14 protein-coding genes are annotated in these 13,862 nt (G+C 71.4%); 5 read left to right on the top strand and 9 right to left on the bottom strand.

Annotated elements, in window-relative coordinates; all coding sequences use genetic code 11:
* Nucleotides 1–84 precede the first annotated feature (84 nt).
* The 3 genes from BDK92_RS05085 to BDK92_RS05075 are packed head-to-tail and all read left to right on the top strand — an operon-like array spanning nucleotide 85 to nucleotide 3,799.
* Nucleotides 85–609 carry a (2Fe-2S)-binding protein gene (locus BDK92_RS05085; protein WP_121155064.1) on the top strand — a complete coding sequence of 175 codons (525 nt, stop codon included), beginning with the start codon at nucleotides 85–87 and terminating at the stop codon, nucleotides 607–609.
* Nucleotides 606–1,598: an FAD binding domain-containing protein gene (locus BDK92_RS05080; protein ID WP_121155061.1), complete on the top strand. Its 993-nt coding sequence runs from the start codon at nucleotides 606–608 to the stop codon at nucleotides 1,596–1,598. The genes BDK92_RS05085 and BDK92_RS05080 overlap by 4 nt, the downstream gene beginning before the upstream one ends.
* Nucleotides 1,595–3,799 carry a xanthine dehydrogenase family protein molybdopterin-binding subunit gene (locus BDK92_RS05075; RefSeq protein ID WP_121155059.1) on the top strand — a complete coding sequence of 735 codons (2,205 nt, stop codon included), beginning with the start codon at nucleotides 1,595–1,597 and terminating at the stop codon, nucleotides 3,797–3,799. The genes BDK92_RS05080 and BDK92_RS05075 overlap by 4 nt, the downstream gene beginning before the upstream one ends.
* A gap of 85 nt (nucleotides 3,800–3,884) precedes the next feature.
* Here BDK92_RS05075 and BDK92_RS05070 read toward each other — a convergent pair whose 3' ends face one another.
* The 3 genes from BDK92_RS05070 to pdhA are packed head-to-tail and all read right to left on the bottom strand — an operon-like array spanning nucleotide 3,885 to nucleotide 7,554.
* Nucleotides 3,885–5,321: a dihydrolipoamide acetyltransferase family protein gene (locus tag BDK92_RS05070; RefSeq protein WP_121155057.1), complete on the bottom strand. Its 1,437-nt coding sequence runs from the start codon at nucleotides 5,319–5,321 to the stop codon at nucleotides 3,885–3,887.
* Nucleotides 5,318–6,340: an alpha-ketoacid dehydrogenase subunit beta gene (locus tag BDK92_RS05065; protein ID WP_121155054.1), complete on the bottom strand. Its 1,023-nt coding sequence runs from the start codon at nucleotides 6,338–6,340 to the stop codon at nucleotides 5,318–5,320. The genes BDK92_RS05070 and BDK92_RS05065 overlap by 4 nt, the downstream gene beginning before the upstream one ends.
* On the bottom strand, nucleotides 6,340–7,554 hold the full coding sequence (gene pdhA, locus BDK92_RS05060) for a pyruvate dehydrogenase (acetyl-transferring) E1 component subunit alpha (protein ID WP_211349560.1): 1,215 nt from the start codon (nucleotides 7,552–7,554) through the stop codon (nucleotides 6,340–6,342). The genes BDK92_RS05065 and pdhA overlap by 1 nt, the downstream gene beginning before the upstream one ends.
* A 72-nt stretch (nucleotides 7,555–7,626) precedes the next feature.
* On the opposite strand from pdhA, the gene BDK92_RS05055 reads away from it, so the two are divergent.
* Nucleotides 7,627–8,130, top strand: a complete 504-nt coding sequence (locus BDK92_RS05055; protein WP_121155049.1) for an Lrp/AsnC family transcriptional regulator — start codon at nucleotides 7,627–7,629, stop codon at nucleotides 8,128–8,130.
* Between the two features lie 16 nt (nucleotides 8,131–8,146).
* On the opposite strand, the gene BDK92_RS05050 is transcribed toward BDK92_RS05055, so the two are convergent.
* The 6 genes from BDK92_RS05050 to BDK92_RS05025 form a co-directional block, all read right to left on the bottom strand.
* Nucleotides 8,147–8,716, bottom strand: coding sequence for a DUF4291 domain-containing protein (locus BDK92_RS05050; protein ID WP_121161643.1), 570 nt, complete (start codon nucleotides 8,714–8,716; stop codon nucleotides 8,147–8,149).
* A gap of 69 nt (nucleotides 8,717–8,785) precedes the next feature.
* Nucleotides 8,786–9,163: a DUF4180 domain-containing protein gene (locus BDK92_RS05045; RefSeq protein ID WP_246016828.1), complete on the bottom strand. Its 378-nt coding sequence runs from the start codon at nucleotides 9,161–9,163 to the stop codon at nucleotides 8,786–8,788.
* Nucleotides 9,160–9,597 carry a helix-turn-helix domain-containing protein gene (locus BDK92_RS05040; RefSeq protein ID WP_121155047.1) on the bottom strand — a complete coding sequence of 146 codons (438 nt, stop codon included), beginning with the start codon at nucleotides 9,595–9,597 and terminating at the stop codon, nucleotides 9,160–9,162. Before BDK92_RS05040 ends, BDK92_RS05045 begins: the two co-directional genes overlap by 4 nt.
* Nucleotides 9,598–9,718: 121 nt before the next feature.
* Complete coding sequence (locus BDK92_RS05035; protein WP_121155044.1) at nucleotides 9,719–10,660, bottom strand: HoxN/HupN/NixA family nickel/cobalt transporter; 942 nt, start codon at nucleotides 10,658–10,660, stop codon at nucleotides 9,719–9,721.
* Nucleotides 10,657–11,328, bottom strand: a complete 672-nt coding sequence (locus BDK92_RS05030; protein ID WP_121155042.1) for a hypothetical protein — start codon at nucleotides 11,326–11,328, stop codon at nucleotides 10,657–10,659. The genes BDK92_RS05035 and BDK92_RS05030 overlap by 4 nt, the downstream gene beginning before the upstream one ends.
* Before the next feature lie 73 nt (nucleotides 11,329–11,401).
* A complete protein-coding gene (locus tag BDK92_RS05025) occupies nucleotides 11,402–13,093 on the bottom strand; it encodes a purple acid phosphatase family protein (protein WP_246016827.1) in 1,692 nt (563 codons plus the stop codon).
* Nucleotides 13,094–13,349: 256 nt separating this feature from the next.
* On the opposite strand from BDK92_RS05025, the gene BDK92_RS05020 reads away from it, so the two are divergent.
* Nucleotides 13,350–13,853 carry a hypothetical protein gene (locus tag BDK92_RS05020; RefSeq protein WP_121155040.1) on the top strand — a complete coding sequence of 168 codons (504 nt, stop codon included), beginning with the start codon at nucleotides 13,350–13,352 and terminating at the stop codon, nucleotides 13,851–13,853.
* Nucleotides 13,854–13,862 lie beyond the last annotated feature (9 nt).

Here is a 13,862-nt window from a genome sequence, read left to right as displayed (position 1 = left end):
GTGGGGGTAGGTTCTCGGCAGGGCACCCCTCGTACGTCAGCCCGTGGACACCACCCCTCGCACCTGCGGCGAAGGGTCGTATCCATGGCTGTTGCACATCCCGGCAACGTCGACGTGACGCTCCGGGTGAACGGGCAGACGCGGCGGTTGCAGGTGGAGAGCCGCGTCACCCTGCTCGACGCGTTACGCGACCACCTCGGCCTGACCGGCACGAAGAAGGGCTGCGACCAGGGCGCCTGCGGCGCCTGCACGGTCCTGCTCGACGGCAACTCGGTGGTGTCGTGCCTGGTGCTGGCGGCCCAGTGTGACGGCCGCGAGGTGACCACCGTCGAGGGGCTGGCACCCGACGGCGGGCTGCACCCGGTGCAGGAGGCGTTCGTCCGGCACGACGGGTTCCAGTGCGGGTACTGCACCCCGGGGCAGATCATGTCGGTGGTCGCGCTGCTCGCCGCCGGGGGCACCAGCTCCGACGACGAGATCCGCGAGTTCATGAGCGGCAACCTCTGCCGCTGCGGGGCGTACCCGAACATCGTCGCCGCGATCCGCGAGCTGGTCGGCGCCACCGCCACGCCCGGCGCCGGGCCGCGCACGGGTGGTGAGGCGCGATGACCGCCTTCGAGTACGTCCGTCCCGACGACGTCACCGGTGCGGTGGCGATGGTCAGCGCGGACCCGGCCGCCGCCTATCTCGCCGGCGGCACGACCCAGCTCGACCTGCTGCTGAAGGACGGTGTGGTCACGTCGGACCGGCTGGTCGACATCGGCCGGCTCCCGTTGCGCGGAATCACCGAGGGCGTCGGCAGCCTCAGCGTGGGAGCGCTCACCAGCATGGAGGAACTCTCCGCCGACCCGGTCGTACGGCGGCGGCTGCCGTTCGTCCACGACGCGCTGCTCGCCGGCGCCTCGCCCCAGCTGCGCAACATGGCCACTATCGGCGGCAACCTGCTGCAACGTACCCGGTGCCGGTACTTCCGGGACGCGGCGGTGCCGGCCTGCAACAAGCGTGCACCGGGCTCCGGCTGCGCGGCGGTCGCCGGCCGGGCGCGGATGCACGCGATCCTCGGCGCCAGCGAGAGCTGCATTGCCGTGCACGCCTCGGACCTCTGCGTGCCGTTCGCGGCGCTCGACGTCGAGGTGCACATCCGGGGCACCGGTGGCCGGCGCAGCGTGCCGCTGACCGAGTTCTACCTGCTGCCGGGCGACCGGCCGGACATCGAGACGGTGCTCGAACACGGCGAGTTGATCACCCACGTGGAGGTGCCGCTGCCGCCGTCCGGGACCCGTTCGGGTTACCTGAAGGTACGCGACCGGGCGTCGTACGAGTTCGCCCTCACCTCCGCCGCCGCCGCCCTGGTAATCGAGGACGGCACGATCGTGTGGGCGAGGCTGGCGCTCGGCGGCGTCGGCACGGTGCCGTGGCGGGCCCGCGAGGCCGAGGCGATTCTCACCGGCGCGGCGCCGACCGTCCAGACGTACCGGGCGGCGGCGGAGGCGACGATCCGCGACCCGTTCACCGTGCCCGGCACCGCGTTCAAGGTCGAGCTGGCCAAACGTACGATCGTCCGGATCCTGCGCGACGTCGCCGAGGCCCGACCGTGACCGCCGTGCTCGGCCGGGACATCCTCGGCGAACCGGTCGACCGGGTCGACGGGCCGGTCAAGGTGACCGGTGCCGCCCCGTACCCGTCGGACGTCACCTACCCGGGCCTGGTCCACGCGGCGCTGGCGCAGTCCACCATCGGCGCCGGGACGATCAGCCGGATCGACACCGCGGCGGCCGGTGCGGCGCCGGGGGTCCTGACCGTGCTCACGCACGAGAACGTGCCGGCGCTCGCCGAGGCGCCGCCGACGTCGCTCGGCCCCCCGCCCCGGTTCCCGTTCAAGGACAACCGGATCGTGCACTACGGGCAACACGTGGCGCTCGTCGTGGCGGAGACGGCTGAGCAGGCGGTGGCCGCGGCCCGGCTGGTGCGGGTCGACTACGCCACGACGGAGGCACTGCTCGAGATCGACGACCCCCGGGCTCCGCTCGACCGGAACCCGTGGGGAATGGACACGAACCGTGGTGACGTCGCCGCCGCCCTCGCCTCGGCCGAGGTGAGCTACGACGAGACGTTCACCATCTCGGCCGAGACCAACAACCCGATCGGACTGTTCGCCACCGTGGCCCGCTGGGAGGGTGACCGGCTGGTCGTACACGAGTCGACCCAGTGGCCGATGATGGTTCGGCAGGTTCTGGCGGCCATGTTCGGCCTCCCCGAGGAGAACGTACGGGTGCTCGTACCGTTCATCGGCGGCGGATTCGGTGCCGGCCTCCGCCTGCCGCAGCACGCGGTGCTGGCCGCGCTCGCGGCGCGGACCGTCCAGCGCCCGGTGAAGGTGGTCCTCACCCGGCCGCAGATGTTCACCTCCATCGGTCACCGGCCCGAGACGGTGCAACGCGTGCGGCTCGGCGCCACCCGGGACGGCCAGCTCGTGGCGATCGACCACGAGGGCACCTCGACCGGCGGGATCGAGGAGGGCAACATCGAACCCACCACCATGGTCACGTCCGAGATGTACGCCTGCCCCAACGTCACCACCCACGACCGCCAGGTACGGCTGAACATTCCGAACCCGGGCGCGATGCGGGCACCCGGGACGGTCGAGGGCAACTTCGCGGTCGAGTCGGCGCTCGACGAGCTGGCGTACCTGCTGCACTGTGATCCGATCCAGCTCCGGTTGCGCAACTACGCCGAGGTCTCGCCGGTGTCCGGCCTGCCCTGGTCCAGCAAGGCGCTGCGGGAGTGCTACCGGGTGGGCGCCGAGCGGTTCGGCTGGCAGCGGCGCAACCCCGAGGTCCGGTCGATGCGCGACGGCGACTGGCTGATCGGCTACGGCATGGCCGGGGTCACCTTCCACTGGTACCAGGCGCCCTGTCACGCCAGGATCTCGATCCGCCGGGACGGCACCGCGTACGCGCGCAGCGCGGCGACCGACCTCGGCACCGGCACGTACACGGTCGCCACGCAGCTCACCGCGGAGCTGCTCGGTCTCGACCTCGGCCGGGTGCGGTTCGACCTCGGCGACAGCGACCTGCCGCCGGCACCCCAGTCCGGTGGCTCGGGGCTGGCGATGTCGTTGGGCGCCGCGCTGCACGCCGCCGCCGGCAACCTGCTGCGGGCCTTCCTGGGCGTGGTCGCCACCGACGAGCGGTCACCGCTGCGGGGCAGGGGAGTGGACGAGGTCACCATGTCGACCGGGCGGATCCAGCTGGTCGACGACCCGTCGGTCGGGGAGACGTACACCGACATCCTGGGCCGTCACGACCTGGCCGAGCTGACCGCGGACGGTGCGGTGGACCCGACGCCGGAGGGCGCGGACGTGGAGCCGGTGGGCGCGTTCGCCGCGCGCTTCGTCGAGGTCCGGATCGACGAGGAGCTGGGGCGGCTGCGGGTCGCCCGGGTGGTCACGGCCGTCGACGGTGGCCGCATCCTGAACGAGAAGACGGCACGGAGCCAGATCCTCGGCGCCACGGTGATGGGGATCGGGATGTCGCTGCTGGAACGGACCGAGTTCGACCCCGGCACCGGCCGGATCGCCAACGCGACGCTCGGCGACTACCTGGTGCCGGTCAGCGCGGACGTGCCCGATCTCGACGTCGTCTTCGTCGGCGAACGGGACCGGTTCAGCCCGGTCGGGATCAAGGGGCTCGGTGAGGTCGGGATCGTGGGCGTGTCGGCGGCCATCGCCAACGCGGTCCACCACGCCACCGGCCGCCGCATCCGCTCCCTGCCGATCACGGTCGAGGACCTGCTGTAGACAGCAGCGCCGGGGTCAGCTCCGCGCGCAGCGGCACCGGCACCGCGCCGGCCCCGATGTCGACCGGGGCCGGCGCGAGCGTCGGTCAGGCGTACGCGATCAGCATGGCCGGGCGTTCGACACAGTCGGCGACGTGCCGCAGGAAGCCCCCGGCGACGCCGCCGTCGCAGACCCGGTGGTCGAAGGTGAGACTGAGCTGGGTCACCTTGCGGACCGCGAGTTCGCCGTCGACCACCCACGGCTTGTCGACGATGCGACCGATGCCGAGCAGCGCCGCCTCCGGGTGGTTGATGATCGGGGTCGAGCCGTCGACACCGAACACGCCGTAGTTGTTCAGCGTGAAGGTGCCACCGGTCAGCCGGGCCGGCGGCAGGGTGCCGGCGCGGGCCGCCGCCGTCGTCGCGGCGAGTTCGGTGGCGAGTTCGGTGGTGGTGAGCCGCTGGGCGTCGCGCAGCACCGGGACGACCAGGCCCCGGTCGGTCTGCGCGGCGATGCCCAGGTGCACCCCGGCGGACTGGATGACCCGTTGGCCCTCGGTGTCGACCCGGGCATTGAGCTGCGGGTAGTGGCGCAGTCCGCTCAGGCAGATCCGGGCCAGCAGCGCGAGGATGCTGACCGGCTGTTCCGGGCGGGCCGAGTTGATCGCCGCCCGGGTCTCGAGCAGCGCGGTGGCATCCACGTCGACCCAGATGGTGACCTCGGGGATCTCCCGCCGGCTGCGGGAGAGCTTGTCCGCGATCACCTTGCGCACCCCGGTCAGCGGGATGATCACGTCCGAGTCGGTCGGCCCGGCCGACGCGGGGGTTCCGGCCGGCGGCGCTACCGGTGCGGTACGCGCCGCCAGCGCGGCGGTCTCGACGTCGGCCCGGCGGATCACGCCGCCGGGTCCGCTGCCCCGCAGTCCGGCCAGCTCCACGCCGTGTTCGCGGGCCAGCCGACGGACGATCGGTGAGAGGACCAGCGGCGCGTCGCCAGCGGGCCGCGCGGTCGCGGTGACCGGGGCGGGTGCCGAGGTCAGGGCCGGCACCGATGCCGTGACCGTGACCGGGGCGGGGGCGGGGGCGGGGGCGGGGGCGGGGGCGGTCGGCACCGGCTGCGGCCCGGCGGCCGGGCGAAGCTGTTCTCCGGTGACCGCCCGGAGCCGCCGTCGGCGCCGGCCGCCGCCGTGCCCGGTGCCGTACCCGATCAGCACGTTGCCCGAGCCGGCCCGCTCCTCCTCCCGGTAGGTGGTGTGCGCGACGGGCTCGACCGGGGTGTCCGGTCCGGCGTCCAGCGGCGCCACGGTGATCAGTGGCTGGCCCACCGGGCGCACCTCGCCCACCGCGCCGTGCAGGGCGACGACCCGACCCGCGTACGGGCAGGGCACGTCGACGACCGCCTTGGCGGTCTCCACCTCCACCACGCTCTGATCCACGGTCACCAGGTCGCCGACCGCGACCCGCCAATCGACGATCTCCGCCTCGGTGAGCCCTTCTCCCAGGTCGGGCAGGAGGAACACCTGCTCGGTGCCGATGGTGCTCATGCCGCACTGCCTTCGAGCGCCGGCAGCCAGCGCCGGTCGGGCTGGTCGTCCCACTGGAGCCGGGCGACCGCGTCGAGCACCCGGTCGACGTTCGGCAGGTGGGTGTGTTCCAGCATCGGTGCCGGGTACGGGATGTCCAGCCCGGTGACCCGCAACACCGGCGCGTGCAGCGAGTGGAAGCAACGTTCCTGGACCCGGGCGGCGATCTCGGCGCCGACACCGGCGAAGCCCTGCGCCTCCTGGATCACCACGCACCTACCGGTACGGCGGACCGAGGCGGTGATCGTCTCGTCGTCGAACGGCACGATCGTGCGGCAGTCGACGACCTCGAGGTCCCAGCCCTCCTCGACGGCGGCCTCGGCGGCCTCCAACGCGACCGGCACCGAGGGGCCGTACGCGATGAGGGTGGCGTCCCGTCCGGGGCGGCGGACCACGGCGCGTCCGAACGGCTCGGCGGTCACCGGCAGGGCGGCTTCGTCGCTGGCGAAGTAGAGCTTCTTCGGTTCCATGAAGACGACCGGGTCCGGGTCGGCGATCGCCTCGCGCAGCAGTGAGTACGCGTCCGCGACCGTGGCCGGGGTGACCACCTTCAGACCGGGGGTGTGCGCGTAGTACGCCTCGCTGGAGTCACAGTGGTGCTCGACTCCGCCGATGCCTCCGGCGTACGGCACCCGGATCACGATCGGCACGCTCAGCGCGCCCCGGGTCCGGTTACGCAGCTTCGCCACGTGCGAGGCGATCTGTTCGAACGCCGGGTAGGCGAACGCGTCGAACTGCATCTCGACCACCGGCCGCAGCCCGGACATCGCCATCCCGACCGCGAAACCGACGATGCCGGCCTCGGCCAGCGGCGTGTCGAAGCAGCGTTGGTCGCCGAACCGGGCCAGCAGCCCGTCGGTGATCCGGAAGACCCCGCCGAGCTGGCCGACGTCCTCACCGAAGACCACCACCCGCTCGTCGGCGGCCATCGCGTCGGCCAGCGCCCGGTTGAGCGCCTTGGCCATCGTGGTGCCGGCCATCAGCGTGCCTCCTGCTCGTCGGCGGCGGCCTGCTCGTCCTCGGCGGCCAGTTCGGCGCGGATCTGCTCGCGTTGTTCCCGCAGTTGGGGTGTGGGCTCGGCGAAGACGTGGTCGAAGAGGCTGAGCGGGTCCACGGTCGGTTGGGCGTTCATCCGCGCCCGCAGGTCGGCCGCGTACGCCTCCGCCTCGGCCGCCACCGCCGCCTCGGCCGCGTCGTCCAGCGCACCGGCCTGCCGCAGGTACGCCGCCAGCCGGTTGATCGGGTCGCGGTCCCGCCAGGCGTCGACCTCGGCGCCGTCGCGGTAGCGGGTGGCGTCGTCGGCGTTGGTGTGCGGCTCCATCCGGTACGTGTGCGCCTCGACCAGGAACGGCCCGTTGCCGGCCCGCGCGTGGGCGACGGCCCGGTTCAGCACCGCCAGCACCGCCACCGGATCGTTGCCGTCGACCTGCTCGCTGGGCACGCCGTAGCCGATGCCCTTGTAGGCGAGGGAGGGCGCGGCGGTCTGCCGGGAGAGTGGCACGCTGATCGCGTACCGGTTGTTCTGCACGAAGAAGACGACCGGCGCCTTGAACACGGCGGCGAAGTTGACTCCCTCGTGGAAGTCGCCCTCGCTGGTCGCGCCGTCGCCGATGAACGCCAGCGCGACGGTGTCCCGGCCCTGGTACGCCTCGCCGTAGGCGAGCCCGGCGGCGTGCACGGTCTGGGTGGCCAGCGGGGTGCACTGCGGGGCGGTGTGGCGCGCGGCGGGGTCGTACCCGCAGTGCCAGTCGCCGCGTAGCAGCGTCAGCACCTCGACCGGGTCGATCTCCCGGGAGACCAGCGCCATCGACTCACGGTAGGTCGGGAAGACCCAGTCGGTCGGGCGGACCGCGAGCATCGCGCCGACCTGGCACGCCTCCTGCCCGCGCGCCGACGGGTAGACCGCCAACCGGCCCTGTTTGGTCAGTGCGGTGGCCTGGGTGTCGAACCGCCGGCCGATGACCATGCGCCGGTACAGCTCGCGCAGCGTGTCGATCGGCGGCTCGGCGTAGTCGGCCCGGTCGGGCAGCCGGTTGCCGTGCTCGTCGAGCATCCGGACCGGGTCGGGGTTGGGCAGCAGGGCGCGGGCCGGGTCGGGCGGGGTGGCCGCCCGACGGGTACGCGGGGATGCCCTGCGGACCGCCTGGGGTGTGGTCGTCACGGCGGGGACCTCCTGGACGTGTGGTGGGCCTATGCTCACGCCCTCGGATGTTTGACTCAAGATCCCCGGGAAACGTGGGACGAATGGCAGAGGGGATGCGCGCAGATGGATCAGGACGACCAGACGCCCGGCCCGTTCCCGCCGGAAACGGGACGATCGGCCCGACCGCTCGACGAGGTCGACCGGCGGATCCTCGACGAGCTGGTACGGGACGGCCGCACCTCCATCCGTACCCTCGCCGAGCGGATCCACATCTCCAGGACCAACGCGTACGCGCGGGTGGAGCGGCTGCTCCAGGACGGCGTGATCACCGGGTTCCGGGCTCAGGTGGTGCCGGAGCGGGCCGGGCTGGGCACGTCGGCGTACATCGCGCTCACGATCGAGCAGAACACCTGGCGGGAGGTGTCGGCGGCACTGGGTCGGGTGCGTTACATCGAACACGCGGCCCTGCTCGGCGGGGACCACGACGTGCTGGCGCTGGTCCGCGCGCCGGACAACGCCGCACTGCGGGACGTGGTGCTCAACCGGGTGCAGGGCATCGCCGGCGTACTCTCCACCCGGACCTGGCTGGTCTTCGAGGAGTTCGACGGGGCGCCCGCCTGGACCTGAGCGCGAGACGAGCCGGCTAGTCCGTCAGCGGGTACGGGCGTTCGTCCGGCAGCAGGGCCGCCGCGGCCCGCTCGTCCCCGGCGCGCAGCAGGCCCCGGATCCGGCGTACGGTCGGGGTCACGTCGGTGATCGTCACCGTCCACTCGTCGACGTACCGGTGGACGGCCTCGCCCGAGAGGCCGACCTGTAACGAGCGGTACGGCAGTGCCCCGAGTCGCAGTGACCGTTCCGGATCCCACTGCACCCGTACCGGACTGGTCTTCAACTGTCGGGCCCAGGTGGCGCGGTCGGTGTGCTCGTCGCGGTCGAAGTGGCTGAGGCAGGCGTGGGCGAGCGCCCATTCGAAACCGTCGCGGGTGATCTCGACCGCGAGCACCCGCTCCTGTCCCGGCTTCTCCGCCCAGCCGCAGCGGTACATCATCCAGAGGAACGACGGCTTGATCCAGGTCATCCGTTCCCGCCGGAACGGTGCGACGAAGCGACCCGCCGCCAGCGCCGGTTCCGCGATCGCCGGCGAGTAGGCCTGGTACACGGTGATCGTGTCGGTCGAGTGGAGCGCGCGGATCTGGCGGGCGGGGACGGTCACCACGGGATGATCGCCGACGTTGCTCGCCGCCGCACCGGGTTTTCCCGGTGGTGGTCGGCTCCTGCCCGGTCAGGGCGTCAGGCGCTTGTCCAACTCGCTGTGGTCGGTGACGAACCAGAGCTGACGGCCCCGGTTCGCCTCGCGTACGAAGGCGCGCAGGGCGGTGCTCGTGGCGAGGTGTGCGGAGATGTCGCCGACGACCGCGAGCCGGAGCCGGTAGTTGACGAATTTCTGCACGATCTCACCGGCGACGCCGCTGCGCAGGTCGAAGAAGGTTCCGGCCAACCGGGAGACCGGTACGACGACCAGGTCGGCCTGATGTCCGAACGCCGCGCCGATGAGGTCGGTGAGGGGGTTGCCGACGTCGAGGGTGGGTCCGTCCGGCGCGCAGTCGAGCACCTGCTGGCCGTGCCACAGATAGCTGGTGTCGGACTGGTCGGCGCTCACGCGTCCGCCTCGGTCAGCAGACCGACGAGGCGGAGCAGCTCGGCGGTGTCGGCCAACCCGCCGATCACCACGATCCGCAGCCGGGCGCGTTCCTCGTCGTAGATGCTCTCGACCCGCAGCGGCTCGTCACCGGCGTGACGGTTGCCGGCGGCGGCGATGAGTGTGTTGCTCACCCGGTTGGCCGTCGTCGGGTCGACCGCGTCGATCTGCACGATGCTCGACACGTCGACCCGGCGGTGTCGGCCGGCGGTCTCGCGGGGCGAGGCGGGCACCGTGCCACCGGTCAGCAGTTCCAGGTCCTCGCGGGTTATCCGGTACTGCTTGCCGATCCGGACGGCCTTGAGTCGCCCGTCGCGGACGTAGTTGCGCACGGTGCGGACGTGCAGGCCGAGTCGTTCGGCGACCTGCTCGACCGAGTACATCTCCTGGGACATGACCTTCCCGTCCTGGGGGCACGGCCACCGTGCGTGCCAATGCTCCAGATACTACCCCATCTTCAGGTAATGATAGGGAGCATTAGGGAAGGATGGGTTCGGCCAGGGAAGGACGGCTGCGTCAGGTGAGGATGGTCAGTGCGGCGACTACGTAGAGGCAGCCACCGATGGCGACGACCACCCCGGCGGCGGCCGGCACCCAACCGATCAGCTTCGCGACCGGGGACCAGGCGCGGGCCCGGCCGGCGAGCAGCGCGTACCCCCGGATGGTGAGCACGCCGACCCCGGTCAGGGTGACCGCCATGCCGATGCCGAACACGATCACCAGGATCACGGCGTCCAGCGCCCGCCCGGTGAGCAGGCCGCTGACCAGCACCAGGAACGCCGACGGCGACGGCAGCAGACCGCCGGAAAGGCCGAGCGCGAGCAGCCCCCGACGCGACCACGGATTGGTCAACTCGGGTGCGTCGTCGTGGTGGTGGTGATGGGCCGGCTCCGCCCGGGTGACCGGGTCGGCGGTGAGCGTGGCGGTCGCCGTACCCGGCCCGGCGTGGTCGTGGTGCACGTGCCCGGCGGCGACCTGGTCCGATCCGTGGTCGTGCGAGTGGTCGGGGCCGTGCGAGTGGTCGGGGCCGTGCGAGTGGCCGTGCGAGTGGTCGGGGACGTGTGAATGACCGTGCGAGTGCGAGTGGCCGTGGCCGCGCAGGTGACGGTAGGTCAGGTGGGCGCCGACGCCGATCACCACGAGTCCGGCGAACACCTGGAGCCAGGCGGTGACCGACTTGGTGCTGAAACTCGCGGCGCCGGTCAGACCGACCCAGACCAGGGCGAGCACGAGTACGGAGAAGGTGTGCATCAGGGCGACGATGGCGCCGAGCCGTACCGCGTCGCGGTAGCGGCCCCTCGTACCGACCAGGTACGCGGCCGTGACGCTCTTGCCGTGTCCCGGAGCCACCGCGTGGGCGGCGCCGACACCGAGCGACACCAGCAGGGCGAGCCAGAACACCGCCCCGCTGTCGAAGAGCGCGATCAGGTGGTTGTCCAGCGCGTTGATCCCGGTCATGCCGTCCTCCTCGTCCGTCGCCGGCGGTTGACCAGCACACCGGCGAGGATCATCACCGCCGCGACACCCGTACCTGCGGCGACCGTGCCGACCGCGGCCGGGCTGCCGCCGTCCTTACCGGCGTCCAGGCGGACCCGGTGGGTTCCCTCGGTCGCGGTGAAGAGCGCCTCCGAGGGCGTCATCTGAATGTCCGCGGTGAGCGCCGTGCGGTACGCCGTGTTCAGGTCGGTGAGCGCGCTGACCGTGACCTCGACGTCGGAGACCGGTTCGGGGCACTCGAAGCTGACCCGGGCACCCTTCTTGAGCAGTTGTTCGAGCGTGTCGAGCCGGCTGGCGCAGCGCTTGCCGGCCTGGCTGACCGTGATCCGCTCCAGCAGGTAGTCCCGCACGGCGGGGGAGCGCTGGAGCTTCTGCTCCCCGGTGAGTCCGGTCTCCACCTTGCCCGTGGCCGGGTTCTCGAACGCGCCGAGCGACTGGCCGAGTGCCACCCAGTCGTCCTCGGCGGCGTGCCAGGCGATGCTGACGTGCGAGCCCTCGGCACCGATCCTGGCGGTTGCCGGTGGACCGAACGGGTGGGCGGAGGCCGGGGTGGCCGGGAGGGTGACCGCGACCAGCGCGGCCAGGGCACCGAGCAGCGCACCCGCCGACGCGCGCGTACGGATGGTCACGAGATCTCCTGTCCGGGAACCGGACCGGGTGCGGACCGGCCGTGGTGGCCGATCCGCACCCGGGACGGGACTGCTACTTGCTGATGGTGATCACCGGGGTGGTGATCTTCTGGTTCTCGCTGACCAGGTAGATGACCTGGGTGCTGCCCTTCTTGGTGCCTTCCGGCACGGCGAAGGTGTAGTTGAACTGGCCCAGCTCGTCAGCCTTCTTGGACGCGATCAGAACGCCCTTGTTGCTGTCGGCCGCGGTGGTGCTGCGCAGGTACACGCTCACCGTCTCGTTCGGGTCGTAGTTGTACGCCTTCACGCCGACCTTCTCGCCCACCGCGACGGTGGTCTTGCTGACCAGGGCCCGCTCACCGGTGGTGTTCTCCGGGGTGCGGAGCTCGTTGACGGTCCGGACACCCGCGTCGTTCTTGCGGATGAGGAAGCCGTCCTGGTGCTCGCCGTTGGCGGTGCGGGCCTCGAAGCGGATCGAGTCCTTCTCCACGTCGATCATCTGGTAGAGCTGGATGTTCTCGTCCCGGTTGGTGATCTCGGCACCGTTACCGGTCCAGTTCTCGCCACCGTTGAGCTCGTACATCTTGCCGCCGGAGACGGAGACCACGTAGGCGGTGCCGTTGTGCACGGTGCTCGACTTGCGGTTCGCCGCGACGTTGCCCCGGGCGTACGAGTGGTCGTGGCCCTGCAGGACCAGGTCCACGCCGTACTTCTCCAGCAGCGGGCCCCACTGGTCGCGGACCTGCGGGTTGTTGCGGGTGCCGGTGTTCGAGTAGACCGGGTGGTGGAAGGTGACCACGGTCCACTTGTTCGGGTTGTCCTTGAGGACACCCTCGAGCCACGCGGTCTGCGCGGCCATGACCTCGGGGATGCTCTGCACATTGCTGTTCAGGCCGATGAACCGCACACCCTGGTAGTCGGTGTAGTAAGCGGTCTTGTCCAGGGCCGACTCCATCCCGGCCGGCCACTGCGGGCCGTTCGCCGGGAACGGGAACTGCGGTGCCCAGAACGAGGAGAGCGAGGAGCCGCTGTACTCGTGGTTACCCGGGATCGCGATGTTGTTGACCTGGCTGTTGACGAAGCCGTCAGCGTCGAACCACTGGCCCCACTGCTCTTCGCTGTTCGCGCTGTCGATGAGGTCACCGGCGTTGACGATCATCTTGGCCTCGGGCCGGTCGGCGAACGCCTGCCGGAACACGCGCGGAAGCGCGGAGTCGAGGTAGTTCTGCGCGTCACCGTAGTAGATGAACGAGAACGGCGAGAATCCCTCGGCCGCGGTGGTGAAGTCGGACCACTCGCCCCAGTTGGTGCCGTCACCGACCCGGTAGGTGTAGCGGGTGTTCGGCTTCAGGCCGGTGAACTCGACGGTGTGGTAGTTCGAGGCGTAACCGAGCGAGGTGTTGACCGCCGAGTTGACGCTCGCCTTGACGGTGCTCACAGCACCCGCGGCCGGCGCGACCTCGCCGAGGGCCTTCGGCGCCTCGAGGATCTGGGCCTGCGCCCACTCGGCGGAAGCCTCGGCCCGCCAGGTCACCTTCTGCGAGGTGGCCGGGGTGGTGGTCGGCGTCAGGATGACGCGGTCGGGCATCGGGGAGGGCTTGTAGATCTCGGCTGCCGGGAACTTGGTCGGTGCGGCGTCACCAAACGCCGACGGGCCGAACGCGACGCCGCCGACGATGAGCGCGGCGGCACCCACGGCGGCGAGCTTCGCCCGCCGCGAGCCCGTGCTCCACGGTCGCTTGTTGTCGTTCAAGGTAGGGGTCACCCCTCAAGAGAAGTGGACTGTCCGCCAGCGGGAGCGCGGCGAACCTCCGCATTGAGTCGGAGTACGCCGACGGCAAGCCGACTTCAGGCTGACTACCAGGTGAACTGAAGATCACTTCGGTGATTCCGGAGTGGGGTGCCATTCGCCGGTCGCCAGCCGGACCGGTCTCGTTCGCCGGACGTTAACGAACGCCCGCCTACCATGCGGCGGGGTCCGCCCGGTGTCCCCGTACCGCCGCCCAGAACAGGTCGCATCGATGACTCTCGCACTGCCGAACCCGCTGCTGAGGAGCCGTCGCCGCTGGGCCGCGATCGCCGCCGTGGCGCTGATCGGGGTGTTCCCGAGGGCCGAACCGCCGCAGCCGATCGCCGTCAAGGGTGACGACTTCATCAGCGCGGAGACCACCGGCATCCTCAACATCGAGGGCGGCGAGTGCTTCTCCGACCCGGCCTACTCCCCCCGGTCGAACGACGTGGTGGTGGTGTACAAGGCGTGCGAGGAGCGGGCGGACAACGAGTCGTTCGGCTTCGTGCACGTCGAGGACGGGCCCTGGGACCGGCCGGCGGTGGCCGCACTCGGCTGGGACGGGTGCGGCAAGGACTTCGCCCGGCGCTGGGTCAGCCGGGAACAGTCCGGGCTGGACTACTTCCCGATCCTGCCGACCGCCGAGACCTGGGCGGACGGGGACCGGGACATCATGTGCGTGGTCTACAACCCGGACGGGAAGATCACCCGGAACATGGTGCCGCTGGTGCACTGACGACGCACC

The sequence above is a fragment of the Micromonospora pisi genome, from assembly GCF_003633685.1.
In the GTDB taxonomy this organism is placed as follows: domain Bacteria; phylum Actinomycetota; class Actinomycetes; order Mycobacteriales; family Micromonosporaceae; genus Micromonospora_G; species Micromonospora_G pisi.
This window is presented reverse-complemented; position numbering and strand designations above follow the sequence as displayed.